The sequence below is a fragment of the Patulibacter sp. genome (assembly GCF_030655195.1).
Taxonomy (GTDB): Bacteria; Actinomycetota; Thermoleophilia; order Solirubrobacterales; family Solirubrobacteraceae; genus Patulibacter.
In genome coordinates this window covers 53,572-78,036 of record NZ_JAURWA010000114.1, presented here as the reverse complement: position 1 = coordinate 78,036, position 24,465 = coordinate 53,572, and the positions used below count along the sequence as shown (strand labels likewise).

Annotated in this window: 23 protein-coding genes; 5 read left to right on the top strand and 18 right to left on the bottom strand. The window is 74.8% G+C overall.

The annotated features are described in order from the left end of the window. Window positions 1–72: 72 nt before the first annotated feature. The 9 genes from Q7T67_RS12535 to Q7T67_RS12495 form a co-directional block, all read right to left on the bottom strand. Entirely contained in the window at window positions 73–861 is a 789-nt protein-coding gene (locus Q7T67_RS12535) for an MTAP family purine nucleoside phosphorylase (protein ID WP_304789824.1), read from the bottom strand. Between the two features lie 158 nt (window positions 862–1,019). After that, window positions 1,020–2,261, bottom strand: coding sequence for a CdaR family transcriptional regulator (locus tag Q7T67_RS12530; RefSeq protein ID WP_304789821.1), 1,242 nt, complete (start codon window positions 2,259–2,261; stop codon window positions 1,020–1,022). A gap of 55 nt (window positions 2,262–2,316) precedes the next feature. Then, entirely contained in the window at window positions 2,317–2,532 is a 216-nt protein-coding gene (locus Q7T67_RS12525) for a hypothetical protein (RefSeq protein WP_304789818.1), read from the bottom strand. Next, window positions 2,529–4,118 (bottom strand): DedA family protein, encoded by a 1,590-nt coding sequence (locus Q7T67_RS12520; RefSeq protein ID WP_304789815.1) that lies wholly within the window; start codon window positions 4,116–4,118, stop codon window positions 2,529–2,531. The genes Q7T67_RS12525 and Q7T67_RS12520 overlap by 4 nt, the downstream gene beginning before the upstream one ends. Beyond that, window positions 4,115–5,050, bottom strand: a complete 936-nt coding sequence (locus Q7T67_RS12515; protein WP_304789813.1) for a 4-(cytidine 5'-diphospho)-2-C-methyl-D-erythritol kinase — start codon at window positions 5,048–5,050, stop codon at window positions 4,115–4,117. The genes Q7T67_RS12520 and Q7T67_RS12515 overlap by 4 nt, the downstream gene beginning before the upstream one ends. Continuing rightward, complete coding sequence (gene rsmA, locus Q7T67_RS12510; protein WP_304789810.1) at window positions 5,047–6,078, bottom strand: 16S rRNA (adenine(1518)-N(6)/adenine(1519)-N(6))-dimethyltransferase RsmA; 1,032 nt, start codon at window positions 6,076–6,078, stop codon at window positions 5,047–5,049. The genes Q7T67_RS12515 and rsmA overlap by 4 nt, the downstream gene beginning before the upstream one ends. Next, the gene (locus tag Q7T67_RS12505) at window positions 6,075–6,830 is read right to left on the bottom strand and encodes a TatD family hydrolase (protein ID WP_304789807.1); all 756 of its coding nucleotides are present in this window, start codon (window positions 6,828–6,830) and stop codon (window positions 6,075–6,077) included. Before Q7T67_RS12505 ends, rsmA begins: the two co-directional genes overlap by 4 nt. 31 nt (window positions 6,831–6,861) lie before the next feature. Then, entirely contained in the window at window positions 6,862–8,400 is a 1,539-nt protein-coding gene (locus Q7T67_RS12500; RefSeq protein WP_304789804.1) for a class I tRNA ligase family protein, read from the bottom strand. Between the two features lie 118 nt (window positions 8,401–8,518). Then, window positions 8,519–9,157 carry a hypothetical protein gene (locus Q7T67_RS12495; RefSeq protein WP_304789802.1) on the bottom strand — a complete coding sequence of 213 codons (639 nt, stop codon included), beginning with the start codon at window positions 9,155–9,157 and terminating at the stop codon, window positions 8,519–8,521. A 220-nt stretch (window positions 9,158–9,377) separates the two neighbouring features. On the opposite strand from Q7T67_RS12495, the gene Q7T67_RS12490 reads away from it, so the two are divergent. Both Q7T67_RS12490 and lhgO read left to right on the top strand, forming a co-directional pair. Further along, a complete protein-coding gene (locus tag Q7T67_RS12490; protein WP_304789799.1) occupies window positions 9,378–11,054 on the top strand; it encodes an acetolactate synthase large subunit in 1,677 nt (558 codons plus the stop codon). Window positions 11,055–11,065: 11 nt separating this feature from the next. Beyond that, the gene (lhgO, locus tag Q7T67_RS12485; protein ID WP_304789796.1) at window positions 11,066–12,388 is read left to right on the top strand and encodes an L-2-hydroxyglutarate oxidase; all 1,323 of its coding nucleotides are present in this window, start codon (window positions 11,066–11,068) and stop codon (window positions 12,386–12,388) included. A gap of 91 nt (window positions 12,389–12,479) precedes the next feature. On the opposite strand, the gene rsmI is transcribed toward lhgO, so the two are convergent. Continuing rightward, entirely contained in the window at window positions 12,480–13,436 is a 957-nt protein-coding gene (rsmI, locus tag Q7T67_RS12480) for a 16S rRNA (cytidine(1402)-2'-O)-methyltransferase (RefSeq protein WP_304789793.1), read from the bottom strand. Then, a complete protein-coding gene (locus tag Q7T67_RS12475) occupies window positions 13,433–14,398 on the bottom strand; it encodes an ROK family protein (RefSeq protein WP_304789790.1) in 966 nt (321 codons plus the stop codon). The genes rsmI and Q7T67_RS12475 overlap by 4 nt, the downstream gene beginning before the upstream one ends. Before the next feature lie 20 nt (window positions 14,399–14,418). Between Q7T67_RS12475 and Q7T67_RS12470 the strand changes: the two genes are divergently transcribed. Further along, on the top strand, window positions 14,419–15,696 hold the full coding sequence (locus tag Q7T67_RS12470; protein ID WP_304789788.1) for an LCP family protein: 1,278 nt from the start codon (window positions 14,419–14,421) through the stop codon (window positions 15,694–15,696). 85 nt (window positions 15,697–15,781) lie between these two features. Here Q7T67_RS12470 and Q7T67_RS12465 read toward each other — a convergent pair whose 3' ends face one another. From Q7T67_RS12465 to Q7T67_RS12455, 3 genes are all read right to left on the bottom strand, one after another. Then, the gene (locus Q7T67_RS12465; protein ID WP_304789785.1) at window positions 15,782–16,099 is read right to left on the bottom strand and encodes a hypothetical protein; all 318 of its coding nucleotides are present in this window, start codon (window positions 16,097–16,099) and stop codon (window positions 15,782–15,784) included. Window positions 16,100–16,106: 7 nt separating this feature from the next. Then, on the bottom strand, window positions 16,107–16,523 hold the full coding sequence (locus tag Q7T67_RS12460) for an FmdB family zinc ribbon protein (protein WP_304789783.1): 417 nt from the start codon (window positions 16,521–16,523) through the stop codon (window positions 16,107–16,109). Window positions 16,524–16,653: 130 nt separating this feature from the next. After that, complete coding sequence (locus tag Q7T67_RS12455) at window positions 16,654–17,850, bottom strand: alpha/beta hydrolase (RefSeq protein WP_304789780.1); 1,197 nt, start codon at window positions 17,848–17,850, stop codon at window positions 16,654–16,656. A 173-nt stretch (window positions 17,851–18,023) separates the two neighbouring features. Here Q7T67_RS12455 and Q7T67_RS12450 point away from each other — a divergent pair, with 173 nt between their 5' ends. Beyond that, a complete protein-coding gene (locus Q7T67_RS12450; RefSeq protein WP_304789777.1) occupies window positions 18,024–19,394 on the top strand; it encodes a glycine--tRNA ligase in 1,371 nt (456 codons plus the stop codon). A gap of 40 nt (window positions 19,395–19,434) precedes the next feature. After that, window positions 19,435–20,085, top strand: coding sequence for a class I SAM-dependent methyltransferase (locus Q7T67_RS12445; protein WP_304789774.1), 651 nt, complete (start codon window positions 19,435–19,437; stop codon window positions 20,083–20,085). Between the two features lie 25 nt (window positions 20,086–20,110). On the opposite strand, the gene Q7T67_RS12440 is transcribed toward Q7T67_RS12445, so the two are convergent. The 4 genes from Q7T67_RS12440 to Q7T67_RS12425 all read right to left on the bottom strand — a co-directional run bounded on the left by Q7T67_RS12440 (window position 20,111) and on the right by Q7T67_RS12425 (window position 24,436). Continuing rightward, complete coding sequence (locus tag Q7T67_RS12440) at window positions 20,111–20,719, bottom strand: TetR/AcrR family transcriptional regulator (RefSeq protein WP_304789772.1); 609 nt, start codon at window positions 20,717–20,719, stop codon at window positions 20,111–20,113. Between the two features lie 144 nt (window positions 20,720–20,863). After that, the gene (locus Q7T67_RS12435) at window positions 20,864–21,391 is read right to left on the bottom strand and encodes a hypothetical protein (RefSeq protein ID WP_304789769.1); all 528 of its coding nucleotides are present in this window, start codon (window positions 21,389–21,391) and stop codon (window positions 20,864–20,866) included. Window positions 21,392–21,506: 115 nt separating this feature from the next. Beyond that, entirely contained in the window at window positions 21,507–23,978 is a 2,472-nt protein-coding gene (gene lon / locus Q7T67_RS12430) for an endopeptidase La (protein ID WP_304789766.1), read from the bottom strand. Further along, entirely contained in the window at window positions 23,975–24,436 is a 462-nt protein-coding gene (locus tag Q7T67_RS12425) for an Hsp20/alpha crystallin family protein (protein ID WP_304789763.1), read from the bottom strand. The genes lon and Q7T67_RS12425 overlap by 4 nt, the downstream gene beginning before the upstream one ends. Between the last annotated feature and the right edge of the window lie 29 nt (window positions 24,437–24,465).

Here is a 24,465-nt window from a genome sequence, read left to right as displayed (position 1 = left end):
CGAGTCTCCTGCATGCCGCGGCCGCCCGCCAGCGGTTCTCACGGAGCGGTCACAGGTCGTGCCCCCGTTCGGTCAGTCCCAGGTGATGTTCGTGCCGACCGGCTCGACCGCGCCCGCCGCGACGAGCGGGATCGCGCCCTCGAGGACCGCGGAGAACGAGGCGGTGCTGCGGGAGATGAGGTCCATGAGCGTCTCGACGGGGGTCGCGACGTCGCTGATGCCGTTGGCGTAGTCCGTCTGGAAGCCGATCAGCGCGTACGGGATGCCCGCCTCGCCGAAGAGCGTCGTCTCGGGGCCCGCGGTCTGGCTGACGGCCGTGACGCCGACGGCGACGAGCGAGCGGATCTCGGCCTTGGTGTTGAAGCGCGGGCCGTCGACGTGGCCGTAGCACCCGCCGTCGCGCACGGCCAGGCCCGCGTCACGGGCGGCCTGCAGGAGCGCCGACCGCAGCGACGGCGAGAACGGCTCCTCGAACACCCAGTGGCCGCGGCCGGGAGCTCCCGGCTCGGTGTGCAGGGTGCAGGCGCTGCCGTCGGCGAGGCGGTTCTGGAGGAAGTGCAGGTCGTCGAAGACGACGAGGCTGCCGAGCTCGGCCTCCGGGTCGCAGGTGCCGCAGACGGTGACGGCGAGGACCGCGTCGACCCCGAGCTCGCGGAACGCCAGGACGTTCGCGCGGTGGGTGACCTGGTGGGAGACGAGCGCGTGGCCGTCGCGATGGCGGGCCAGGTGGACCACCTCGACGCCGCCGACGGACCCGACGGTGACCGGCACGGGACCCTCGGTGGTGTCCACCGTCCGGCGCTCGCCGTCGAGGCCCTCCAGCGCGTAGGTGCCCGAGCCCGTGACGATGCCGATCCGCATGGGGCGCGATGCTACCCAGGAGGCGACGCGGTGCAGCACCCGGGCCGGATCCCCGAGGTCCGGGTCGGCGTCGGAGGCGGAGGACCCACCGCGGCGCGGCCGTCGGTCGCGGCGAACGGGCCCGGCCGTCGTCCTGGTCCGGACCGGCGCCGCTCGCTCTAGCGGGCGGTGCGGCGGCCGCCCGAGGCCGGGCGGCGGGGGCGTGTCTCGCGCTCGCCGAGGGCCGGGCCGTCGTGCTGGCCCAGGCCGAGGACGCGCATGGCCTTCAGCCCGAGGCTCAGGCGCTCGCGGCCGTCGCTCGAGGTGACGTCGAGACCGCAGAGCTCGCGGACCCGCTCCAGGCGGTAGCGGACCGTGTGGCGGTGCGTGAAGAGGCGCTGGGCCGCGGCGGCGACGGAGCCGTCCGCGTCGAGGTAGGCGGTGACGGTGCCGACCAGGTCGGTCTCGTACTGCGCGTCGTAGGCGGCGAGCGGCTCGATCGTCTCGGCGTAGAAGCGCCGGAGCTCGTCCGGGTTCTCGCTCATCGCGGACAGCAGCAGCCGGTAGGCCCCGGTCTCCTCGAAGCCGAGGACCGCGCTCTCCGGGTCGCCCTCGCTGACGTTGCAGGCCAGGAGGGCCTCCTGCACCGCACGGGGCAGGTCCGCCGGCTGGTCGGTCGGGCGTCCGTGGCCGACGGAGACCCCGTGCCCGGGCAGCACGCCGTCGAGCTCGGTGAACGCCGCCTGGGCGGCCCGGGAGACCGCGTCCTCGGAGCCGGCGGGGATCAGCGCGACGACCTCGCAGGCCGGGCCGGGCCGGTCGAGGCCGCCCACGAGCGAGCTGGGGCTGACGGCACGGGCACCGCGCTCGACGGCGGCCAGCGCCCGGGCGCGCCAGCCCTCGTCGCCGGCGACGTGCGGGTGGACGCGGACGACGAGCGCCCCGGTGGACTCCGACAGGTCCAGGCCGAGCTCGGCGCCGCGCTCGACGATCGCCGGGCCGTCGGCCAGCGTGCCCTGGAGCAGCTCGCCGCAGAAGGCCGCGGACTCCTCCTGGCTGGCGCGGGCGGGGGCGCGGACGCGCTCGACCTCGAGCGCCAGGACGGTCAGGACGAGGGCCAGGACGCCGGGGTCCGGCTCGCCGCGGTGCTGGAGGACCGCGCTGCCGGCGGTCTCCCCCGCGACGGTCAGCACCGTCGCGTCGAGCTCGCCGCGGACGGCCAGCAGCCGGCGCTCCTCGTCGCGCGAGCGGGCCGCCACGGCCAGGACCGCGCCACCGCGGTCGGCGACCACCAGACCGGCGTCGAGGGCGCGCGCCACGGCGCGGGCGAGGGCCGGAAGACCGGCGCCGGAGGACACGGCCTCGGCGATGGCGTCGAGGGGCCCCGCGTCACTGACCACCGGCGAGTCGGGCGGATGCACAACCCTGATCGTACCGGTGGGCCGTCGCCACGCCCGTGCCGGGGGCCACGCAGGCTCAGCTGAGGAAGCGGTCCACGACCTGCAGACCGACGTAGATGCCACCGATCGCGAAGGCCCAGACGACGACGGTCGCCAGGACGCCGGCGGCCGTCTTCTGCCACCAGGTCGGGTACATCTGGACGACGGGGACGAAGATCAGCCAGACCACGGTCGCCAGGGCGACGACGCCGCCGACGCCGACGACGAGGTAGGTGGTGAGGTCCCCGCTCATGGGTCGGGAGTGTGACGGATGTGCCCGACGACGATCGCGCCGAGGCCGACGACGGCCATCACCGCGGCGGAGAGCCCGGCGCCCGCGAGGACGTCCGAGAGGTAGGCGGTGCGGAGGACCAGCGGCGCCGTGCAGATCGCCACGGCGAGGATCACGGCCAGCCCGGTCAGGCCGACGCGGCCGGGCACCCGCCGCACCGCGGGGCTCAACGCCAGCGCGACCGCGACCCACACGACGGCGGATACGGCGACCGGGGACGGGAAGCTCGATCCGTCGACCGTCTCGAGCGCGCCCGGCGGCGGGGTCCGGCCCTCCGACGCCCGGACGATCGCGCCGATGACGAGCGCCGCGGCGGACGAGGCGACCAGCGCGATCGCCGATCCGACCCGGCGGCGGCCGACGAGGAACGCGGCCGCCAGGAGCGCGAGGCCCGCGACGACGGGGTAGGACCCGAGCACCACACCGATGCGGGAGAGCTCCTCGGCGGGCCCGAAGGTCAGGCGCTCGACCCAGTCCAGGGTGCTGACGTCGCCCGTCGCCAGGCCGGTCGGTCCGCGGTCGTCGAGGGTGGACTCGAGCCCGACGAACGCGAACGTGCCGACGGCGATGACCGCGGCCAGGGTGGTGGCCTCGAGGCCGATGCCTCCCGGGGTGATCCGGTGCCAGAGGAACCGGGCCGGCCCGGAGACGGGCCGCCAGATCGCCAGGAGGACCCGGCCCCAGCGGGTGGCCTGCGCGTCCTCGACCCATGCGCGGGCCTTGTCGCGGTTCTCCTCGACGCCGAACCAGTGGACCGCCGCGATGATCGCCACGACGAGCACCACGACGGTGCCGAAGGCGAACGCCCCCTGCTTGATCCAGCCCAGGAGCTTGTCGAGGCTCTGCCAGAAGATGTAGCCCAGCGTCACGAAGAGGCCGGCCCAGAGCCCGCTGCCGATGACGGCGTAGGGCAGGAACCGCCGCCACGAGACGCCGCTGGAGCCGAGGATGAACGGCGCGACCGCGCGGACGAAGCCGAGGAACCGGCCGATGACGATGGCCTTGCCGCCGTGCTTCTCCAGGAAGCCCTCGACCTGCTCGAGCCGGTCGGGCGTGATCTTCACCCGCGGCCCGTGCTTGACCAGGAACCCGCGGCCCAACCGGCGTCCGAGCCCGAAGCTCGCGGCGTCGCCCAGGAACGCGGAGAACCAGACGAGCGCGAGCAGCAGGCCGTAGCTCAGGGTGCCCTCGCCCGCGAGCACGCCGCCGAGGATGACGAACGTCTCGCCCGGTGCGACGAGACCGACGAAGGCGCCCGTCTCGAGGAACGCGAGGACGCCGACGATCAGGTAGCCCCAGTGCCCGACGGCATCGCCGACGTCGCCGACCTTCTCCTGCAGCGGCAGGTCCTCCAGCGACGGGATCTCGACGAGTCCGAGACCGAAGAGGACGCCGGCCACGACGGCGACGACCGCCACCGGGATCGCCCAGCCCGGCTTCGTGCCCCGGCGGCGGAAGAACCAGACGACGGCCGGCGCGAGGACGACCAGCGAGAGCCAGAGCGGGTGCACCTGGGCGATAGGGATCGCCGGGGCGAGACCGCTCATGCCTCCACCTCGACGATCGGTGCGCCGGCCGAGGGGACCGCGATCAGGGCGTCGAGGCCCTCGGAGCGCAGGCGCCGCGCCGCGACCGTGGCGGTCGCCTCGTCGGCGAACCAGCCGACGGTCGTGGCGCCGGACCCGCACACCAGCGCCGGTGCGGCACCCGCCGCCCCCAGCGCGGCCAGGTGCTCGCCCACCACGGGCTCCAGATCGACGGCGGCGGCGCCCAGGTCGTTGACGGCCAGCTCGTCGGGGTAGCGCGCGAGCTCTCCGCCGCCCACCGCCTCGAGCGCCGCGACCACGCGCAGGCGCCACGCCTCGAGGTCCTCGGCGGTGCGGGGCGGCGCGAGCTCGTCGGCACGCCGGAAGACGGTCGGGGTCGAGAGGCCGACGTCGGCACGGACGACGACGACGGCGCCGGGGAGGACGCCGCCGAAGCGGACGAGCCGCTCCCCCGCGCCCGCGGCCAGCGCGAGGCCCGGGCGCAGGCCGTGCGGCACGTCGGCCCCGAGACCGGCGGCGAGCTCCTGCAGCAGGTCCGGGGCGTCGTGGCCGCTGAGGTGGGCGGCGAGTCGCAGGACGGCGGCGGCGTCGGTCGACCCGCCGGCCATCCCCGCGGCGACCGGGATGCGCTTGACGATTCGGACGGTGAGCGGGCCGACCGACCAGCCCGTCGCCTCGCGGAAGGCCCGCAGGGCGTCCAGCGCGAGGTTGTCACCGGTGACACCGGGGCAGTCCACGCCGTCGGTCCCGCCCTCCGGGGCGGGCACGAGCGCGACGTCGTCGGCGAGGCTCAGCGACTGCATCACGGACGTCAGCTCGTGGCGGCCGTCGTCGGGCCGGACCGGGCCGACGAGCAGGGTGGCGTTCAGCTTCGCGGGCGCGACCGTCCGCGCACCGGCGCCGACGGTCCGACCGGCCGACGACCGGGTCATGCGCTCCTCCAGGTGTCGATCGCCGCGACGGTGGCGTCGTCGCCGTCCGTGGCCGCGATCGCGCGGGTGAGGTCGGCGAAGGCGAGGGCCGGGACGCGCTCGGCCCGGACGTCGAGCGGCAGGCCGACCTGCTCCAGCGCGAGCTTGATCGCGTCGCGCCGGGCGTTCTGGGCGTCGCGGGGCATCCCGAGCGACACGGACTTGGCGAGCACCTTGCGGCGGTGCAGGAAGGCGGCGTTGATCAGGTCGCGCACCGGCCGGGGCGCGGGCGGGCGCACGCGCCGCAGCCCGAGCAGCACGCTGTCGACGTTGGGCACCGGCGAGAAGATCCGCCGGGACACGGCGCGCAGCACCTTGACGTCGCAGGACAGCTGGGCGAGGGCGGACGGGGCCCCGTAGGCCTTCGTCCCGGGAGGCGCGGCGAACCGCTCGCCGACCTCCTTCTGCACCATCGCGACCCAGCGGTCGCACGTCGGGAGCTCGGCCACGGTCCTCAGGATGACGGTCGCGGCGACGTTGTAGGGGAGGTTCGAGACGCAGACCGTCGGCGGCGGGTCGTAGGAGGCGTAGTCGACCTTGACCGCGTCGCCGAAGTGCAGCTGCGCCCCCGGGAACGGCTCGAGCGCCTCCCGGAGGGGCTCCTCCAGCCCGCGGTCGAGCTCGACGACGTGCAGTCCGGCGACGCGGGCGCCGAGGTGCTCGGAGAGGACGCCGAGGCCCCCGCCGACCTCGAGCGCGACGTCGTCGGCCCGCAGGTCGGCGAGCCGCTCGATGACCCCGAGGATGTTGTCGTCGACGAGGAAGTTCTGGCCGAGCTCGTGGCGGGGACGGACGCCGTGCTCGGCCATCCGCCGGATGCTGGCCTGGGCGGGCTGCCCGCTCCCGCCGGCGAGGACGTCCGCGACGGCGGCGCGCTCGGCGGCCTCCCGGGCCTCGCGTTCCGCGGCGGCGTCGGCCGAGGTGCCGCTCCCGGGCGTCCCGTCCTCGTCCGGACCGGCGGGCGGGGCGTCGGCGTCGGTGCCGCTCACGCGTCCCACCCGAACACACGGGCGGCGTTGGCCGTCACGGCGGCCTCGAGGTCCTCGTAGGACTGGCCGCGCTGCGCGGCGACGAAGCGGGCGGTCTCGGTGACGTTGGCGGTCTGGTTGCGCTCGCGCCGGCGCGACTGCGGCGTCAGGTACGGCGCGTCGGTCTCGACGAGGACCCGGTCGTCGGGCACGCTCGCCGCGGCCAGGGCGAGGTCGACGTTCTTCGGGTAGGTGACGTTGCCCGCGAACGAGACGTACCAGCCCTGCTCGAGGCACTCGTGCAGGCGCGCGGGCATGGAGAAGCAGTGCAGGACCACGACGACCCCGCCGGCGCGCTCGCGCAGGGTGGAGATCGTCTCGTCGTCGGCGGCGCGGGTGTGGATGACGAGCGGCTTGGCGGTCTCGCGGGCGATCTCGATCTGGTCGTGGAAGGCGGCGCGCTGGTCCGCTCCGGGCGCGCCCTCGCGGAAGAAGTCCAGGCCGGTCTCGCCGATCGCGGCGCAGCGCGGGTGGGCGGCGAGCTCGCGCAGGTCCGCGGCCGCCGCGGCGTCGTAGCCCGTCGCGGCGTTCGGGTGCCGGCCGACGGCGGCCCAGACCTCGTCGAAGGTCTCCGCCGCGGTCAGCGCCGTGCGGTTGGAGGCCTCGTCCATGCCGACGGTCAGGATCCGCCGGACCCCGGCGGCGCGCGCGTTGCCGACGAGCTCGTCGTTGCCCTCGTCGCAGGAGTCGAGGTGGGTGTGGCTGTCGATCACGAAGGGGCTCCGGGGGCGGCGACGGGGCGGCTCACGCGGCCGACCGGTCCTTGGGGAACAGCGGGGCGAGGTCGCCGACCGCGCCCGCGGCCCCGGTCCCCAGCTCGGCGCCGGTCCACGACAGGTCCGGGGCGCCCAGTGCGTCGAGCAGCACGACGGTGCTGGCCGGCAGCCAGGGGTGCAGCAGGACGGCGAGCGACCGGACGCCCTCGACGAGGGTGCGCAGGACGCGGTCGAGGTCCGCGGTGGCCCGGGCGGCGGCGTCGGGGTCCTCCTCGGTCGCCTTCTCGGCCTTGGCCAGGGTCCAGGGCGCCCGCTCCTCGACGAAGCGGTTCAGGCGGCGGACGCGCTCCCAGATCGTCTCGAGGGCCTGGCTGATCTGCCCGTCGTCGAGCATCCCGGCGACGGTGGCCGGCAGGCCCTCGAAGTCGGCGGCGATCGACGCGTCGACCGCCACGTCGGGCACCGCGGCGTCGCGGTAGCGGCGGACCATCGCGGTCGAGCGCGATGCGAGGTTGCCGAAGTCGTTGGCCAGCTCGGACTCGTAGCGGAGCCTCAGCCCCTCGAGCGAGACGGAGCCGTCCGACCCGAACGCGACCTCGCGCAGCAGGTAGAAGCGCACCGCGTCGGCGCCGTACTGCTCGATCGCCTCGAACGGGTCCAGCACGTTGCCCTTGGACTTGCTCATCTTCGCGCCGTCGACGAGCAGGAAGCCGCCGACCATCACCCGGGTCGGGACCTCCATGCCGGCGGCCATCAGGAGCGCCGGCCAGTAGATGGTGTGGAACTTGAGGATGTCCTTACCGATGACGTGCGTCGCCGGCCAGTGGGTCGTCGTCAGGTCCTGGCCCTCGCGGCCGAAGCGCAGGGCGGTGACGTAGTTGAGGAGCGCGTCCCACCAGACGTAGAAGACGTGCTCGAGGTCCCACGGGACCTCGACGCCCCAGGTGATCTGGTTGCGGCTGAGCGAGACGTCCTGCAGCCCGCCCTTGATGAACGCGAGCGCCTCGTTGCGGCGGCTCTGCGGGACGACCCAGTCGGGACGGTCCGCGTAGAGCTGCTCGAGCTGCTCCTGGAAGGCGGAGAGCTTGAAGAACCAGTTGTTCTCGGACTCCCGCAGGAGGGCGATGCCGTGGATCGGGCAGGTGTTGCCCTCCGCGATCTCGGTCTCGGTCTTGAAGTCGGCGCACTTCGGGCAGTACCAGCCCTCGTACTGCCCCTCGTAGACCCAGCCGTTGTCCTTGACGGCGGTGAGGATCTCCTGCACGACGGCCTTGTGCCGCGGGTCGGACGTCCGGACGAAGAAGTCGTTGCTGCTCTCGAGCACCGGGCCCATCGCCTGGAAGCGCGGGGCGTTCTCGTCGACGAGCTCCTGCGGGGTGATGCCGCGCTCCGCGGCGACGTTGGCGACGGGCTCGCCGTGCTCGTCGGTGCCGGTGAGGAAGAACACGTCGTCGCCGCGCTGGCGGTGGTGCCGGGCGAGCACGTCGGCCACGATCGTCGAGTACGCGTGGCCCAGGTGCGGCGCCGCGTTGACGTAGAAGATCGGGGTGGTGACGAGGTAACCCATGCCGGAGGCAGGGTACCGGCGTGCGTCGGGGAGGCCCCGGACGCGCATCGGGGCCCGACGGAGCGGCCGGCCGTCGGGCCGGGATGCGGATGCGGGCGGGCGGGACGGCCGTCGGCCATCAGGCGTCGGCGCGACCCGCGACGACCGCGCGGCCACGGACCCGCCGGCGGCGCACGCGGAGCCCGACCGCTCCGGCGGGGAGGCCGAGCGCCGCCACGCCCAGGCCCACCCAGGCCGACACCGGGGCGGGCGCCCCCGGGGCCACCGGCACCCGCAGGACCGCGGGCACCGGCAGCGGTCGCGCGGCCGGCGCGGGCACCGGAGCCACCGGCCGCACCCGGGGCGCCGGGCCCAGCGGCACGAACGGCTCCGCGGGCTCCGGCGCGCGCAGGAGCGGCAGCGGATCGACGTAGCCGAAGGGGTCGGCTGTGCGGCGGAGCCCGAGACCGACCGGGGACGCCCCGGCCCGGGCGATCGTCGTGCCCCTCGCCGCCCGTCGCCCCCGGGTGGCCTGCGCGTCGACCCCGGTCAGCGTCACGGACCACCCGCCGCAGCGCAGGGTCACGCCGCCGCCACCGGGGACGCGCCCGGCGTGGGTCACGCGCCCCCGGCAGGGAGCGCGGACGACGGCCCCGGGCGGCACCCGGAAGCGGACGATCCGCCGCCGTCCGGAGCGGAACGGCGTGGCCCGGTCGTACGAGAACCGGGAGACCACCGGGCCCTCGACGGGGCGGAGGAGCGGCGGCGGATCGACCACGCACCGACCGTAGGCCGCCGTCGCCGGCGCACCCCGGTCGTCGCCGTTCCGGCGCGCGACGCGCACGGGTCGCGCGCAGCCCGGCACGGTCCCGTGACCCCTGCGCGTGCCCGGCCCCGGACGCGGGTAGGCGTCCCCGCGCCGCGCCGACGCGACGCCACCGGATCCGCCGGACCGGCGGCGCCTAGACTCGCTCCATCCCGACCCCGGAGACCACCGCATGAGCGTCACCGCCGCCCAGCTCCTCGTCCGCTGCCTCGAGGCCGAGGGCGTCCAGTACGTCTTCGGGATCCCCGGCGAGGAGAACATCCACTTCGTCCAGGCGCTCGACGACTCGGAGATCCGCTACGTGCTCGTCCGGCACGAGCAGGCCGCGTCGTTCATGGCCGAGATGTACGGCCGGTTGACGCAGCGCGCCGCGGTCTGCTCGGCGACGCTCGGCCCGGGCGCGATCAACCTGCAGCTCGGGGTCGCCGACGCGCAGACGAACTCCACCCCGCTGATCGCGCTGACCGCCCAGGTCGGCCGCGACCGCTCCTACAAGGAGTCCCACCAGGGCATCGACCTCGTGCCGATGTTCGCCCCGATCACGAAGTGGTCGGCCCTGATCCCGACGCCCGAGTCGATCCCCGAGATCCTCCGCAAGGCGTTCAAGACCGCGCAGACCGAGCGCCCCGGCGCCGTCTACCTGGCGGTCCCGGAGGACATCGAGAGCGCGGAGGTCCCCGACGACCTCGTGCCGCTGCGGATCGACCGCGTCCGGCCGAACGAGCCGACCGACGCGCAGGTCGACCGGGCCGTGGAGCTGCTGCTGGCCGCGGAGCGCCCGATCGTCCTGGCCGGCCACGGCGCCGCGCGCGAGGACGGCGCGGCCGCGCAGCTCGTCCGCTTCGCCGAGGCCACGGGCATCCCCGTCGCCGCGACGTTCCACGCCAAGGGCGTCTTCCCCGACGACCACCCGCTGGGGCTCGGCGCCGTGGGCTTCATGCGCCACGACTACGTGAACTTCGGCTTCGACGCGGCCGACACGATCGTCGCCGTCGGCTACGAGCTGCAGGAGTTCGACCCGAAGAAGGTCAACCCCGAGGGCGACGCGACGATCATCCACGTCCATCGCTTCCCGGCCGAGGTCGACCGGCACTACCCCGTCGACGTCGGCCTGCACGGATCCATCGGACGGTCGCTGGAGCTGTTCACGGAGGCCTTCGAGCGCGCCGACGCCGCGGCGGACTCCCCGGCACCGTGGCGCGCCCGGAAGACCCCCGGGGTCGCGGCCCTGCTCCGCGACGAGCTCGACGCGCACGCCGACGACGAGCAGGTGCCGCTCTCGCCGCAGCGGATCGTCGCCGACACGCGCGCGGCGCTCGGTCGCGAGGACATCGTCCTGGCCGACACCGGCGCGGTGAAGATGTGGATGGCGCGGCTCTACCCCACCTACGCGCCCAACACCTGCCTGCTCTCCAACGGCCTGTCGACGATGGGCTTCTCCCTTCCCGGCGCCCTCGGGGCGAAGCTCGCCCGGCCGGACGCGAAGATCCTCGCGGCCACCGGCGACGGCGCGTTCCTGATGCACGCCCAGGAGCTCGAGACCGCGGTGCGGGAGGGGATCCCGCTGTGCGTCCTGGTCTGGGAGGACGACGGCTACGGCCTGATCGAGTGGAAGATGGAGATGGAGCTCGGCACGAGCTCGTCCGTCAAGTTCGGCAACCCCGACGTCGTGGCGTTCACCGAGAGCTTCGGGGGCACGGGCGTCCGGATCACCGAGGCCTCGCAGCTGCTGCCGGCCCTGCGCGCGGGCCTGGAGTCCGACGGCGTCACGGTCATCGCGGTGCCCGTGGACTACCGCGAGAACCTGAAGCTCACCGAGCGCCTCGGCGAGCTCGAGGCTCCGCTGTAGGTCCCGAGCCGATGCCTCCGGCCCCGATCGCCGCCTCCGACGACGGCGCCCCGCCCGCGGCCTGCGACCTGCTCGTCGTCGGCGCGGGGATCGTCGGCCTCGCCGTCGCCCGGGAGGCGCTGCGCCGGCGCCCGGGGCTGCGGGTCGCGGTGCTGGAGCGCGAGGACGCCGTGGCCGCCCACCAGACCGGTCACAACAGCGGCGTGGCCCACTCCGGCCTCTACTACCGGCCGGGCTCGCTCAAGGCGCGCCTGGCCGTCGAGGGCGTCGAGGCGCTCCTGGCGTTCTGCGCCGAGCACGGCGTCGCGCACGAGCGCTGCGGCAAGGTCGTCGTCGCCACGCGCGCCGAGGAGCTGCCGCGGCTCGACGAGCTCGAGCGCCGCGGTCGCGCCAACGGGGTGCCGGGGCTGCGGCGCCTGGACGCCGCGGGCATCCGGCGCCACGAGCCCCACGTCCGGGGACTCGACGGGCTGTGGTCGCCCGGCACCGGGGTCGTCGACTTCGTCGGGGTGACGCGGGCGCTGGCGGCGGATGTCCGTGCACGGGGCGGCACGCTGCACCTGGGGCGCGAGGTGGTCGGTGCCGCCCGGTCCGACGACGGCGTGCGGCTGCGGCACCGTCCCCGCGGCGCGTCCGGCGGCGCCCGCACCGGCCCGGGGGGTCCGGCGGGTGACTCGGACGTCTCGCACGCCCGCCGGGCGATCGTCTGCGCGGGGGCCTGGGCCGACGCCCTCGCCCCGCGCGGGGCCGCGCCGGCCGACGCCGACGTCCGGGTCGTGCCGTTCCGCGGCGGCTACCGCGTGCTGTCGCCCGAGGCCGCGTCGCTCGTCCGCGGCCTGGTCTACCCGGTGCCCGACCCGGACCTGCCGTTCCTGGGCGTGCACCTCACCCGCGGCGTCGACGGCGAGGTCCACGCCGGCCCGACCGCGCTGCTGGTCGGCGCCCGCGACGCGTACCGCCTGACGCGGGTGCGCCGGACCGACCTCGGCGCGACCGTGCGCTGGCCCGGCACCTGGCGGATGGCGCGGACGTGGTGGCGCACCGCCGGCGGCGAGATCCACCGCACCGTCAGCCGCCGGGCGATGGCCGCGGAGCTCGCCCGGATGGTCCCCGAGCTGCGCGCCCACGACCTGCTGCCCGGCCCCGCCGGCGTCCGGGCGCAGGCGCTGCGCCGCGACGGCGGCCTGGTCGACGACTTCGTGCTCGACCACGACGACCGCACGCTGCACGTGCGCAACGCCCCCTCCCCCGCGGCCACCGCGTCGCTGGCCCTGGCCGGCGAGATCGTCGACCGCGCCGAGGCGGCGTTCGGGCTCGAGCCCGCCCAGCGCTAGCGCCGCGAGGAGCGTGACGCCGGGCGGCGCCGCCCGGGTCACGAGCCCGGGGAGTGCCACGTCGGCCCACCGGGCCTCGGCGTCGGCGGCGTCAGTCGCGCTCGTGCAGCGCCCGGTAGAGCTCGTTGGCCGACTGCCCGGTGAGCCCCGCCACGACGCGCGCCGCCGACTTCGCCCGGGCCCCGGCCTCGACGAGCTCGGCGACCGCGTCCAGCGCGACGGACCGGTCGGCGTCGTCGGCCGCGGCCTCGGGGACGCCCGCGACCACCAGGGTGACCTCGCCCCGCACGCCGCTCTCACCGAACCGCGCGGCGACCTCGGCGACCGGGCCGCGGACGACCTCCTCGTGGAGCTTGGTCAGCTCGCGGCAGACGGCGACGACCCGGTCGGGGTCGATCGCCGCCAGCGCGCGGAGCGTCGCGACCAGCCGGTTGGGCGACTCGAACGCGACGGAGGTCTCGGGGTGCGCGAGCAGGGCGACGACGTCGTCGCCGCGCCGCGGCAGGAACCCGACGAAGCGCCAGCGGTCCGCGACGATCCCGGCCGTCGCGATCGCGGTGACCGGCGCGCTGGCGCCCGGCAGCACCTCGACGGGCAGGCCGGCGTCGCGTGCGGCGGCGACCAGCCGGCCGCCCGGGTCGCTGACCACGGGCATCCCGGCGTCGCTGACCAGGGCCACGACCTCGCCCGCGCGGACGCGGTCCAGCAGCTCGCCGGAGCGCTCCGCCTCGTTGTGCTCGTGCAGGCTGACCGTCCGCTGCCGGATCCCGTGGCGGTCGAGCAGGCGCCGGGTGTGGCGGGTGTCCTCGCAGGCGACCACCGCGGCCTCCGCGAGCGTGCGGAGGACGCGGGCGGTGACGTCCTCGAGGTTGCCGATCGGGGTCGCGCAGACCACGAGGCGCCCGACGCGGCCGTCGGCCGGCGCGGCGTCGTGATCGGCCGACGTCCCGGCGTCCTCCGTGGCCCCTGTGCCCTGCGTTGCCCGGTCGTCCCGGTCGTCCCGGTCGTCCGGACGATCCGTCGTCCCCGCGGTCTCCGGCGTGCTCATCGGGCCTCCTCCAGGGCGAGCACCGCACCGCCGACCATGCCGGCCTCGGGTCCGAACGCGGCACGCTCGACGCGGGCCCGGTTGGACGGCGGCCGTGCGCGACGGCGGGCCTCGGTGCGGGCGGGGGCCAGCAGCAGCTCCCCCGCGTCGGAGACGCCGCCGCCGACGAGCACGAGCTCCGGGTTGAAGATGTTCATGGCGTTGGCGATGCCGACGCCGAGCAGCGTCCCGACCCGCTCGAGCGCCTCGACGGCCGCCCGGTCGCCGCGTCGCGCGGCCACCGTGACGTGCACGCCGGTGATGGGGTGGCCCTCCGCCGCCAGGCGCGCGAGCTCGGAGCCCGGGCGCTGGCCGGCCAGCCGCGCACCCTCGCGCCCCAGCGCGCTGCCGGACGCCAGCGCCTCCAGGCAGCCCTGGTTGCGGCAGGCGCCCTGGCACGGCGGACCGTCGAAGTCGACGACCATGTGCCCGAGCTCGGTGGCCGCGCCCGTCGAGCCGCGCAACAGCCGGCCGCCCGCCACGACCCCGCTGCCGATCCCGGTCCCGACGGTGAGGAGGACGACGTCGTCGCAGCCCTTCGCGGCACCGGCCCGCCACTCCGCCAGGGCGGCGCAGTTCGCGTCGTTGTCGAGGGCGACGGGCAGCTGCAGGCGATCCTGCAGCTCGTCCCGGACCGGCACGTCGTCGAGCGGCTGGTGCACCGTCGAGACCGCGATCCCGCGCTCCCGGTCCACCAGCGACGGGATGCCGACGCCGACCGCCCGCACCCGCGCGGGGTCGACGATCCCGCTGCCCAGCAGCTCGCGGACCTCGTCGACGACGTGCTGCAGCAGGTCCTCCGGATCCCCCGACGGGGGAGCCAGGCGGTAGACCCGCTCGAGCACCGTCAGGTCGTCCCGGACCAGGCCGGCGAGCAGCTTCGTCCCGCCGAGATCCACCCCGATGACGCAGTCGCCCGGCACGCGCGCCACCATACCCCCTGATGCAGGGACCCCAAGACGACGCCGGCGGCGGTCGCCCGGAGCAGGACGACCAGCCGTACACGGTCTACGGCGGCCGCGGTGGCGGACGCGCGCCCAAGGCCCCGCGGGGCGGGGGCGGTCGACCGTCCCCGCGCCCGGCGGAGAGCCGGGAGCCCGACGACGCCCCCGCACGGCCGCGTGCCTCCGAGCACGACGCCGACGGGCCCGGCTACACGGTCTACGAGGCCCGCAGGCGCGGCCGCGACGAGGGCGACGACCAGCAGGCCCCGCGTCGGCGGCGGTTCGGCCGCCCCCGGCGCGGTGTCCGTCGCAGCACGCCGCGACGGGTCCTCCGTTGGGCGGTGACCGCCGTGGCCGCCTGGGTCGTCCTGTCGATCGTGCTGTTCGTGGTCTCGGCGACGGTGCACCAGCAGGGCGGCAACGTCGGCGCGCTGCTCGGCGGCGGTGCGCCCCCGTTCACGCCGACGAACGTCCTGATCCTCGGCACCGACGACCGGCCGCCCGGATCGAAGGAGCCCGGCTCGGAGGGCGGCAGCGCCCGGACCGACACGATGCTGCTGATGCGGACCGGCGGCTTCGCGAACGCGAAGCTGTCGATCCCGCGGGACACCGCCGTCGACGTGCCCGGCCACGGCCGCCAGAAGATCAACGCCGCGTACGCCTTCGACGGGATCCGCGGGTCGGTCGGGTCGGTCGAGAACCTGACCGGGATCGACGTCAACCACGTCGCCACCATCGACTTCGAGAACTTCCCGGGGCTGATCGACGCGATGGGCGGGGTCAACTACACGCCGAAGACGTGCCTGACCGCGGACGTCAGCGGCGGCGCGAACCGGCCTCGTGCTGGCGTGACCATCGGCTACGACAAGAAGCTCGGCGGCACGTCGTTCCGGCTGAAGAAGGGCGAGAAGTACAAGCTGCGGGGCTCGGCCGCCCTGGCGCTGGCGCGGGTCCGCAAGAACCGCTGCGACCCCGGCCAGGACGACGTCGACCGCGCCGGTCGGCAGCAGGAGGTCATCGGGGCGATGAAGCGGCGGATCCTCTCCCCCGCGGGCTTCATGCGCCTGCCGTTGATCGCGTGGAAGGCACCGCAGGCCGTCAAGACCGACATGTCCGGCTTCACGCTGCTCGGCGTCGCGATCGGTCAGTTCCTCCCGGGCAGCGGCGGCAGCCACGTCCTCAAGCCGACGGGCGTGGAGAGCATCCCCGGTGGTGGCCAGGCGCTGAGCGTGTCGCCCGAGGCCGTCGAGCGGGCCCGCCGCCGCTACGAGAAGTAGTCGAGTCCGGGGAGCGAGCGGGCCGCAGCGTCGGCCGAGGCCCCGGGCGGGCCCGGGCCGCGCGGCCCGCGGTGCTCCCGGGCCCTCAGGGCGCCTTGGGCGGCGCGGGCTTCGGCGCCGGCTCGGCGGCCTCCGCCTTCTGCCGCTCGGCGCGCTGCTTGCGGAACTTGTCGTCGTGCGCGTCGGCCCCGTCGCTGGCGGCCTGCTCGAGCTGCTTGTTGCCCTTGCTCGTGCCGTAGTCGTTGGCGTAGAAGCCGCTGCCCTTGTAGTGCACGGCCGGGGCGAAGAGGACCCGCTGGACCGGGACGCCGGTGTCGGGGTCGTGCGTCAGGGCGTCGTCCGAGATCCGCTGGACGGTCTCGAACGTGGTCCCGTCGGGACGGCGGTACACGTAGGTCGGCATCGGGGCCTCAGTCGGACGAGGACGACGACCCCGACGAGGCGCCGCCGCCGGACGACGATCCGGACGACGTCGACGAGGAGGAGGACGACGAGGACGACGTCGACGAGCTGTCCGACGACGAGGACGAGGACGACGCGTCGGACGAGGAGGAACCGGAGTCCGAGGACGAGGACGAGCTGTCCGAGGAGCCCGAGCCCTCGCCGGACGACGAGGAGGACGAGTCGCCGCCACCGCCGACCGGGCGCTTCTTCGTGCCGTAGTCGGTGTTGTGGAAGCCCGCGCCCTTGAAGTGGATCGCCGGCGCGCTCAGGACCTTCTGGACCGGCACGCCGGTGTCGGGGTCGTGCGTGAGGGCGTCGTCGGAGAACTTCTGCAGGACGTCGAAGGTCGTCCCGTCGGGGCGGCGGTACTCGTAGATGGGCATGGGTCTCGGAGTATAGGCCGGGCGGCACCCGGACTCGCGCTCCTTGGCACTCATCCGGGGAGAGTGCCAAGGGCCCGCGACCGGCTGCCGGGCCGGCACGGTCCCGGCCGCCGGCCGGGACCGCGGCCGCCTACGTCGGGGAGGCCGACGCGGCGGCCCCCGCGGTCGCCCCGTGGGCGTGCACGGCCGGCTGGATCTCGAGCATGCCGCGCAGGAGCGAGGCGACCTCGAGCATCGCCTCGCGCGAGCGACGACCGACCCCCGGGGTGTTGGCGAACCCGTGGATCAGGTCCGGCATGCGCCGGCAGACGGCGGGCGTGCCGGCCTCGACCAGCGCCGCGGCGTACGCCTCGCCCTGGTCGCGCAGCGGGTCGAACCCGGCCGTCACCACCAGCGCGGGCGGCAGGCCCCCGAGCTCGCCGAGCAGCGGCGAGACCCGCGGGTCCTCCCGGTCCGCGGCGCCCGGCTCGCCCTCGACCCCGAGGTACAGGTGCTCGCACCAGTCCATCGAGGCGTCCTCGAGGTAGAAGCCGCGCGAGAAGAGGTCGCGGGAGCGGTACCGGCGGGTGAAGTCGACGGCGGGGTAGAGCAGGAGCTGCGCCGCCGGCGGGACGTCGTCCTCGCGTCCGCGGCCGCGGACGGCCTCCTGGGCCACGACCGCGCTCAGGTTGCCTCCGGCGCTGTCGCCGCCGATCGCGAGGCGCTCGGGGTCCGCGCCGAGCTCCGCCGCGTGGTCGACGGTCCACCACCAGGCCGCCAGGCCGTCGTCGGGCGCCGCCGGCCAGGGGTGCTCGGGGGCCAGGCGGTACTCCACCGACAGGACGAGGATCCCCGCCGCGGCGCAGAGCACCCGGCAGACGGCGTCGTGGGAGTCGCGGTCGCCCAGGACGAAGCCACCGCCGTGGAAGAAGAGGAGGAGCGGCAGGCGGTCGGCGGCCGGCTGCCAGGTCAGCGCGGGGTTGCGTGCGCCTCCGGGGCGGTAGAGGCGCGCGGGGAGCGGGCCCGTCGCCCCGTCCACCTGCAGGTCGTCGGCCGCCGCGACGGCGATCGGGCGCCCCGCGGCGACGAGGGCCTCGTGGCGCATGGTGGCGCGGGCCTGCGGCACCGCCTGGTCGTGCCACGCCGGGTAGCCGAGGCGGTCGCGCAGCGCGAGCATCGCCTGGGTCGCGGCGTCGAGCGTCTGCCCGTCGCGCCGGATCGGGCGTCGCAGCCGCACCCGCCGGTTCGGCCCGCCCGTCGCCCCGAGGAGACGCAGCGACTGGCGCTCCATCCGGCCCCGCAGCTCGAGCTTCGGGGGTGGGGCCTGGGTCGAGCGGCGGCGCGGCATGGCGAGATCCTACCGACGGTCGGACCGGAGGGACCGGGGCTGCGACGTCCGTCCGCGGACGAGGAGCGGCGGCCGCGCCCGGCGCTCGTCCACCTCGCCCGCATCGGCGCTCCGCCGCGACGGGGCCCGAGCCCGGACCACGGCCCCGGAGGGCGAGCCCGTACCCTCTCGCCATGGCCTCCGACGTCGTCACCATGGACAAGATCGTCGCCCTCTGCAAGCGGCGCGGCTTCGTCTTCCCCGCCTCGGAGATCTACGGCGGCATCGCGAACACCTACGACTACGGCCACTACGGCGTGCTGCTCCTGCAGAACGTCAAGGCCGAGTGGTGGAAGGCGATGCTCCAGGACCGCGACGACGTCGTCGCCCTGGACTCCGCGATCATCCAGCACCCGAAGGTGTGGCAGAGCTCGGGGCACCTCGACGGCTTCTCCGACCCGCTCGTCCAGTGCCTGGGCAGGTGCAAGAAGCGCTTCCGCCTGGACCACCTGCAGGAGGCCGCGGTCGAGGCCGGCGAGGACCCGGCCCTGGTCGTCTGCCCGAACTGCGGCGGCGAGCTCTCCGAGCCGCGCGAGTTCAACCTGATGTTCAAGACGCAGATCGGCACGGTCGAGGAGTCCGCGTCGACGGTCTACCTGCGGCCCGAGACCGCCCAGGGCATCTTCGTCGACTTCAAGCAGGTCCTGGCGATCTCGCGCAAGAAGCCGCCGTTCGGCATCGCCCAGATCGGCAAGTCGTTCCGCAACGAGATCACGCCGGGCAACTTCATCTTCCGCACGCTCGAGTTCGAGCAGATGGAGATGGAGTTCTTCGTCCCGCCGAGCGAGTCGACCGAGTGGTACGAGCACTGGAAGCAGCAGCGCTTCGACTGGTACACGAAGCTCGGCGTCCGCGCCGACCACCTGCGCCTGCGGCCGCACGACGAGGACGAGCTGTCGCACTACAGCTCGCGCACCGCCGACGTGGAGTACCTCTTCCCGATCGGCTGGTCCGAGCTCGAGGGCGTCGCGGACCGCGGCGACTTCGACCTGACGCAGCACTCCAAGGGGGCGAAGACGAAGATCGAGGTCTACGACGAGGCCACGAAGGAGCGCTACGTCCCGCACGTCATCGAGCCGGCCGCCGGCGTCGGCCGCGCCACGCTCGCGTTCCTCGTCGACGCCTACGACGAGGAGGAGGTCGAGGGCGACGTCCGCACCGTCCTGCGCCTGCACCCGCGGCTGGCGCCTATCAAGGTCGCCGTCTTCCCGCTGGTGAAGAAGGACGGTCAGCCGGAGCTGGCCAAGGAGATCCGCGACACCCTGCGCCGCGTCGGCCAGACGGAGTACGACGAGTCCGGGGCCATCGGCAAGCGGTACCGCCGCCAGGACGAGATCGGCACGCCGTGGTGCGTCACGGTCGACCACCAGACGCTCGAGGACCGCACGGTCACCGTCCGCGACCGCGACTCGCTCGAGCAGACGCGCGTGCCGATCGACGAGCTCGTCGCGCTGTTCGCCGGCCGCCTGGCCCAGGACTGGGTCTCGCCCAAGCCGCAGGACTGACGCCGGCCCGGCACCGCGGCACCGCGGTACGGTGCGCCCCATGCAGACGGTCGATCATCCGGTGTTCTCGCGCGTCTGGTCCTGGGCGATGCGCCACGAGCCCGCCAAGGTCGTCCGGGCCCGCGGCGACCTGCTGGCCGGCCTACACGGGCGGGTGCTCGAGGTCGGCGCCGGCACCGGCTCGAACTTCGCGCACTACCCCGAGAGCGTCGAGGAGGTCGTCGCCGTCGAGCCCGACCGCGCGCTGCGCGACGAGGCGGAGCGCGCCGCGACCGCGCACGAGGCCGTCCACCCGGGCACCCGCATCCGCGTCGTCGACGGCACGTTCGAGGAGCTGCCCGCCGACGCGGCCGGACCGTTCGACGCGGTCGTCTGCGCCCTCGTCCTCTGCTCGGTCGCCGACGTGCCCGGCTCCCTGGCCGCGGCGCGCCGTGCCCTGCGCCCCGGGGGTGAGCTGCGCTACTACGAGCACGTCGCGACCGACGGCTGGCTCGGCGGCGTGCAGCGGGCCGTCGACGCGACCTTCTGGCCCCGCGCGTTCGGCGGCTGCCACACCCACCGCGACACGGTGGCGGCGATCGACGCGGCCGGGTTCGAGCGCGTCGAGCACCGCGATGTCCGGGCCGCCCCCTCGTGGGCACCGGTGCCGATCTCGCCGATGGCGCTCGGGATCGCCAGGCGCCCCGACTAAGCCCGCCGCCCGGGCGGCGAGCGGCTCAGAGGTCCTGGTAGAGCCCGCGCGCCGCGGTCGCGGCGATCTCGATCGCCTCGTCCATGTCCCGGCCGGGCTCGGCTAGGAGCCGGAGCGCCATGCCGTAGCCGAAGCCGAGCATGACGTCGGCGACGACCTCGGGGCTGGCCGCCAGCCGGATCACCCCGTCGGCCTCGAGCCGGCGACTGCGCTGCGCCAGCGCGTCGGACATGCCCTGCATCAGCGACGACAGCTCGTCGGCGATCTCGGGGTTGCGCTGCGCGAGCGTGTAGAGCTCGAGCAGCATCGAGACGTACTCCGGCTCGTGCTTGACGGTCGCCTGCAGCGAGCGGACCCACTGGTCGACGAGCTGGCCGGCGGACGTCGCGTGCTCCAGCGCGGAGGCCATGGCGGCGAAGCGCACCTCGGAGTCGCGCTTGGCGACCTCGACGAGCAGGCGCTCCTTCGACCCGAAGTAGTAGTGCAGGAGCCCGCGCGAGACCCCGGCCTCGCGGGCGACGTGGTCGAAGGTCGAGCCGGCGACACCGCGACGCGCGACGCTGGAGCGCATGGCGTCCACGATCCGCAGGGCCTTGTCCGTCGCCAGCTGTCGCTTGGTCTCCTCCGTCGCCACAGACCGAGGATACCTGGCTGGCTGGCCAGCCGAGCGAATCGTGGTCAGGAACGACGGACGGCCCCTCGCGGGGCCGTCGGGACGCGGACCGTCGGGTCCGCACGTCGGGGGCGCCGCCGTGCGGCGCACCCGGGAGTGCGAGGTTCAGCTGCCGCTGACCGGCGTGGACGTCGTGCCGGCCGTGGCGCCGTTGCCGTTGGCCGACGTGGAGCCGGCGGCGGACCCGACGGAGTAGTCGAGCTCCTCCTCGGGACCGAAGACCAGGTCCAGCGCCTTCGTGCGCAGGGCCGGGACGGTGACGACGGCGATGCCGGAGCCGACGAGCAGGAGGAAGATGCCGCCGAAGCCGCCCTTCTTCTTCTTCGCCTTCTTGCCGTTCAGCTGACCCTTGGCGTCGAGCAGGGCGCTCGTGCCCGCGCGGACCTCGCTGTGGACCTTCTTGTCCTGCAGGAGGGCGCCGGGGTTCGTCGAGACGCGCGCGTAGGCGGTCTTGGCGGCGTCCGCCAGGTTGCGGAGGTCGTCGTGCAGATCCTGGTTCTCGATCAGGTTGCGCACGGCGTCCTCACGCGCGGCGACCTTCTTCGAGGCCCGCTTGCCGAGCTGCTTCGCGCTCTTCTTGGCGGCCTTCGCCTGGATCTTCCGCTGCTTCTTGGACTGCGTCTTCAACGCCATGGTCCTCCGTCTTGGGGTGGTGAGGCCGAACGCACGTGAGCCTACCGCTCCGCGCCCGGGGCCACCGGGGTCCGGCGTCCTGCGACGCCGGATTCCGGTGACTGCTGCAGATGCGCTACCCGGCGGATCCCCCGGGCAAACGGCCCAGGGCGGCCTCGAGGACCTGCTCGACCCGGTCGACCCAGACGAAGTCGATGCGCGAACGCAGCGGCTCGGGGATGTCCTCCTGGTCGCGCTCGTTCTCTCGCGGGGCGATCACGCAGCGCACGCCGTTGCGCTGCGCCGCCAGCGCCTTCTCCTTCAGACCGCCGATCGGCAGGACCTCGCCCGTCAGCGTGATCTCGCCGGTCATCGCGACGGCCTTGGCGACCTCGCGGCCGGTCAGCAGCGAGACGATGGCGGTGGCGATCGTGATGCCCGCGGACGGTCCGTCCTTCGGCGTGGCCCCGGCGGGGACGTGCACGTGGAGGTCGTGCTGGGAGAACCAGTCCTGCGCGACGTCGGGCGCCACGGCCGCGAGGTTCCCGCGGACCCAGGTCAGGGCCGCGCGGACGGACTCCTGCATCACGTCGCCCAGCTGGCCCGTGGTCGTCAGCGTCGGCTGCGACCCGGACTTCGGCATCGCGGCCGCCTCGACGACGAGGACGTCGCCGCCGACCGGGGTCCAGGCGAGGCCCGTCGCCACGCCCGCGCGCCGCGTGCGACGACGCAGCGCCTCGTCGGCCCCGGCCCACGTGCCACGGCCGAGGAGCTCCTCGACGCGGGCCTGCGACACGGTCACCCGCTTCGGCTTCGCCGGGGGCGCGTCGTCGGTCGCGTCCTGCTCCTGCTCGACGATCTCGCGGGCGATCTTCCGCACGACGCGGCCGATCTCGCGCTCGAGGTTGCGCACCCCGGACTCGCGGGTGTAGTCCTCGATCAGGGTCCGCAGCGCGGGGTCGCCGAACGTGATCCACGAGCGCCGGAGGCCGTGGCGCTCGAGCTGCCGGGGCACGAGGTACCGCTTGGCGATCTCGAGCTTCTCCTGGGCCGTGTAGCCGGCCAGGCGGATGATCTCCATCCGGTCCCGCAGCGGCCCCGGGATCGTGTCCAGCGTGTTGGCGGTCGTGACGAACATGACCCGCGAGAGGTCGAACGGCACGTCGAGGTAGTGGTCGCGGAAGGTGTCGTTCTGCTCCGGGTCCAGCACCTCGAGCATCGCCGACTCCGGCCCGCCCCCGGTCCCCATCGAGCCCATCTTGTCGATCTCGTCGATCATCAGCAGGGGGTTGCTGGACCCCGAGTCGCGCATCGCGCGGATGATCGTCCCCGGCATCGCGCCGATGTAGGTGCGCCGGTGGCCGCGGATCTCGGCCTCGTCGCGGACGCCGCCGGCGGAGATCCGCTCGAACTTCCGTCCCATCGCCCGGGCGATCGACTTGCCCAGCGACGTCTTGCCGACCCCGGGCGGGCCGACGAGGCAGAGGATCGACCCCCGGGCGTCGGGCTTGAGCTGTCGGACGGCGAGGAACTCGAGGATCCGGTCCTTGATGTCCTCCAGACCGTGGTGGTCGGCGTCGAGGATCTGGCGGGCGCGGTGCAGGTCGAGGTCGTCGCGGGTGCGGTCGTTCCACGGGAGCGAGACGATCCACTCGAGGTACGTGCGCACGACGCCGTGCTCGGCGGAGGCCTGCGGGATCGACTCGAGCCGGTGCAGCTCGCGGTCGGCCTGCGTGGCGACGACCTCGGGCAGGTCCAGCGCGTCGAGCTGCTCGCGCAGCTCCGCGAGCTCGGCCTCGAGCGGGTCCTCCTCCCCCAGCTCCTCCCGGATCGCCTTGAGCTGCTGGCGCAGCACGTACTCGCGCTGGCCCTTGTCGAGCTCGGACTGGACCTGCGACTGGATCTCGGACCCGATCGAGATGACCTCGAGCTCGCGGGCGAGGATCGCCATCAGGCGCCGCAGCCGCGCCTGGACGTCGACCTGCTCGAGCAGCTCCTGCTTCTCGTCGGTCCCGATCCGCAGCGACCCCGTGATGAGCTGCGACAGCGCGACGGGGTCGTCGATGTTGGCGACCGCGATCTGCAGCTCCTCGGGCAGGTACGGCACCGCCTCGACGATCTTCGAGAAGGTCTCCTGGACGCTGCGGTGCAGCGCGACGATCTCGGCGGACGGCCCGTCCTCGCCCTCCGGGCCCAGCTGGTCGGGCAGCTCCTCGATCTCGGCGACGAGGTAGGGCTCGGTCTCCGTGAAGCGCGTGAGGCGGACGCGCTGGGTGCCCTGGACGAGCAGCCGCAGCGTGCCGTCGGGGACCTTCAGCATCCGCACGATGTGGCCGACGACGCCGACCTCGTGGATGCCCTCGGGGCCCGGCGCCTCGACCGCCGCGTCGCGGGACGTCACGAGCACCAGGCGACGGTCTCCGGCGAGGACGTCGTCGACGAGGCGGACGGACCGCTCCTGGCCGACGGCCAGCGGCAGCATCGTGTCGGGCACGGGCACGACGTCGCGCAGCGGCAGCACGGGCAGCGGCCCGCGGACCCCGGAGTCGCCGTCGCCCTGAATCTCGACGACCTGTCCCGTTCCGGGATCGGAGACGATCTCGATCACGAGTCGCTCCCGGCCGACGCGGCGTCGGTCGTCTCGGCGTCCGTCCGGATGGGCAGCTCCACGCGGAGGATCCCGTCGCGGTACGTGGCCCGGGCCCGGTCGGTGTGGACCTCGACGCCGAGCGGCACGGAGCGACGGAACGCCCCGGTGCCGATCTCGACCTGCTGGTAGGCGCGCCCCTCCGCCTCGCCCGCCGCCCGGCTGCCGGCGAGGACCAGCTCCTTGCCGCGGATCTCGAGCGCCACCCTCTCGGGGTCGATGCCCGCCAGCTCGGCGTGGACGACGACCCGTGGTTCGCCGCCCTCGGGGGTCTCGCAGAAGACGTCGACCGCCGGCTCGAACCCGGCGCGGTGCGTCCGCCCGTGCAGGCCGCGGTCCAGGACGCCGCCGAAGAGCTCGTCCATCTCGCGACGGACCCGCTCGAAGTTGGCGAACAGGTCGCCTTCACGGGAACGCATGCGGGCAATCTACCCGCGGCCCCCACTCG

Coding starts and splice junctions, on each gene's coding strand:
- Q7T67_RS12525 (WP_304789818.1), bottom strand. CDS start 2,532: ATGAGCGGGGACCTCACCACCTACCTCGTCGTCGGCGTCGGCGGCGTC.
- Q7T67_RS12445 (WP_304789774.1), top strand. CDS start 19,435: ATGCAGACGGTCGATCATCCGGTGTTCTCGCGCGTCTGGTCCTGGGCG.
- rsmI (WP_304789793.1), bottom strand. CDS start 13,436: ATGAGCACGCCGGAGACCGCGGGGACGACGGATCGTCCGGACGACCGG.
- Q7T67_RS12425 (WP_304789763.1), bottom strand. CDS start 24,436: ATGCGTTCCCGTGAAGGCGACCTGTTCGCCAACTTCGAGCGGGTCCGT.
- Q7T67_RS12435 (WP_304789769.1), bottom strand. CDS start 21,391: ATGGCGTTGAAGACGCAGTCCAAGAAGCAGCGGAAGATCCAGGCGAAG.
- Q7T67_RS12520 (WP_304789815.1), bottom strand. CDS start 4,118: ATGAGCGGTCTCGCCCCGGCGATCCCTATCGCCCAGGTGCACCCGCTC.
- Q7T67_RS12490 (WP_304789799.1), top strand. CDS start 9,378: ATGAGCGTCACCGCCGCCCAGCTCCTCGTCCGCTGCCTCGAGGCCGAG.
- Q7T67_RS12460 (WP_304789783.1), bottom strand. CDS start 16,523: ATGCCCATCTACGAGTACCGCCGCCCCGACGGGACGACCTTCGACGTC.
- Q7T67_RS12500 (WP_304789804.1), bottom strand. CDS start 8,400: ATGGGTTACCTCGTCACCACCCCGATCTTCTACGTCAACGCGGCGCCG.
- Q7T67_RS12450 (WP_304789777.1), top strand. CDS start 18,024: ATGGCCTCCGACGTCGTCACCATGGACAAGATCGTCGCCCTCTGCAAG.
- Q7T67_RS12535 (WP_304789824.1), bottom strand. CDS start 861: ATGCGGATCGGCATCGTCACGGGCTCGGGCACCTACGCGCTGGAGGGC.
- Q7T67_RS12455 (WP_304789780.1), bottom strand. CDS start 17,850: ATGCCGCGCCGCCGCTCGACCCAGGCCCCACCCCCGAAGCTCGAGCTG.
- Q7T67_RS12465 (WP_304789785.1), bottom strand. CDS start 16,099: ATGCCGACCTACGTGTACCGCCGTCCCGACGGGACCACGTTCGAGACC.
- Q7T67_RS12515 (WP_304789813.1), bottom strand. CDS start 5,050: ATGACCCGGTCGTCGGCCGGTCGGACCGTCGGCGCCGGTGCGCGGACG.
- Q7T67_RS12470 (WP_304789788.1), top strand. CDS start 14,419: ATGCAGGGACCCCAAGACGACGCCGGCGGCGGTCGCCCGGAGCAGGAC.
- lhgO (WP_304789796.1), top strand. CDS start 11,066: ATGCCTCCGGCCCCGATCGCCGCCTCCGACGACGGCGCCCCGCCCGCG.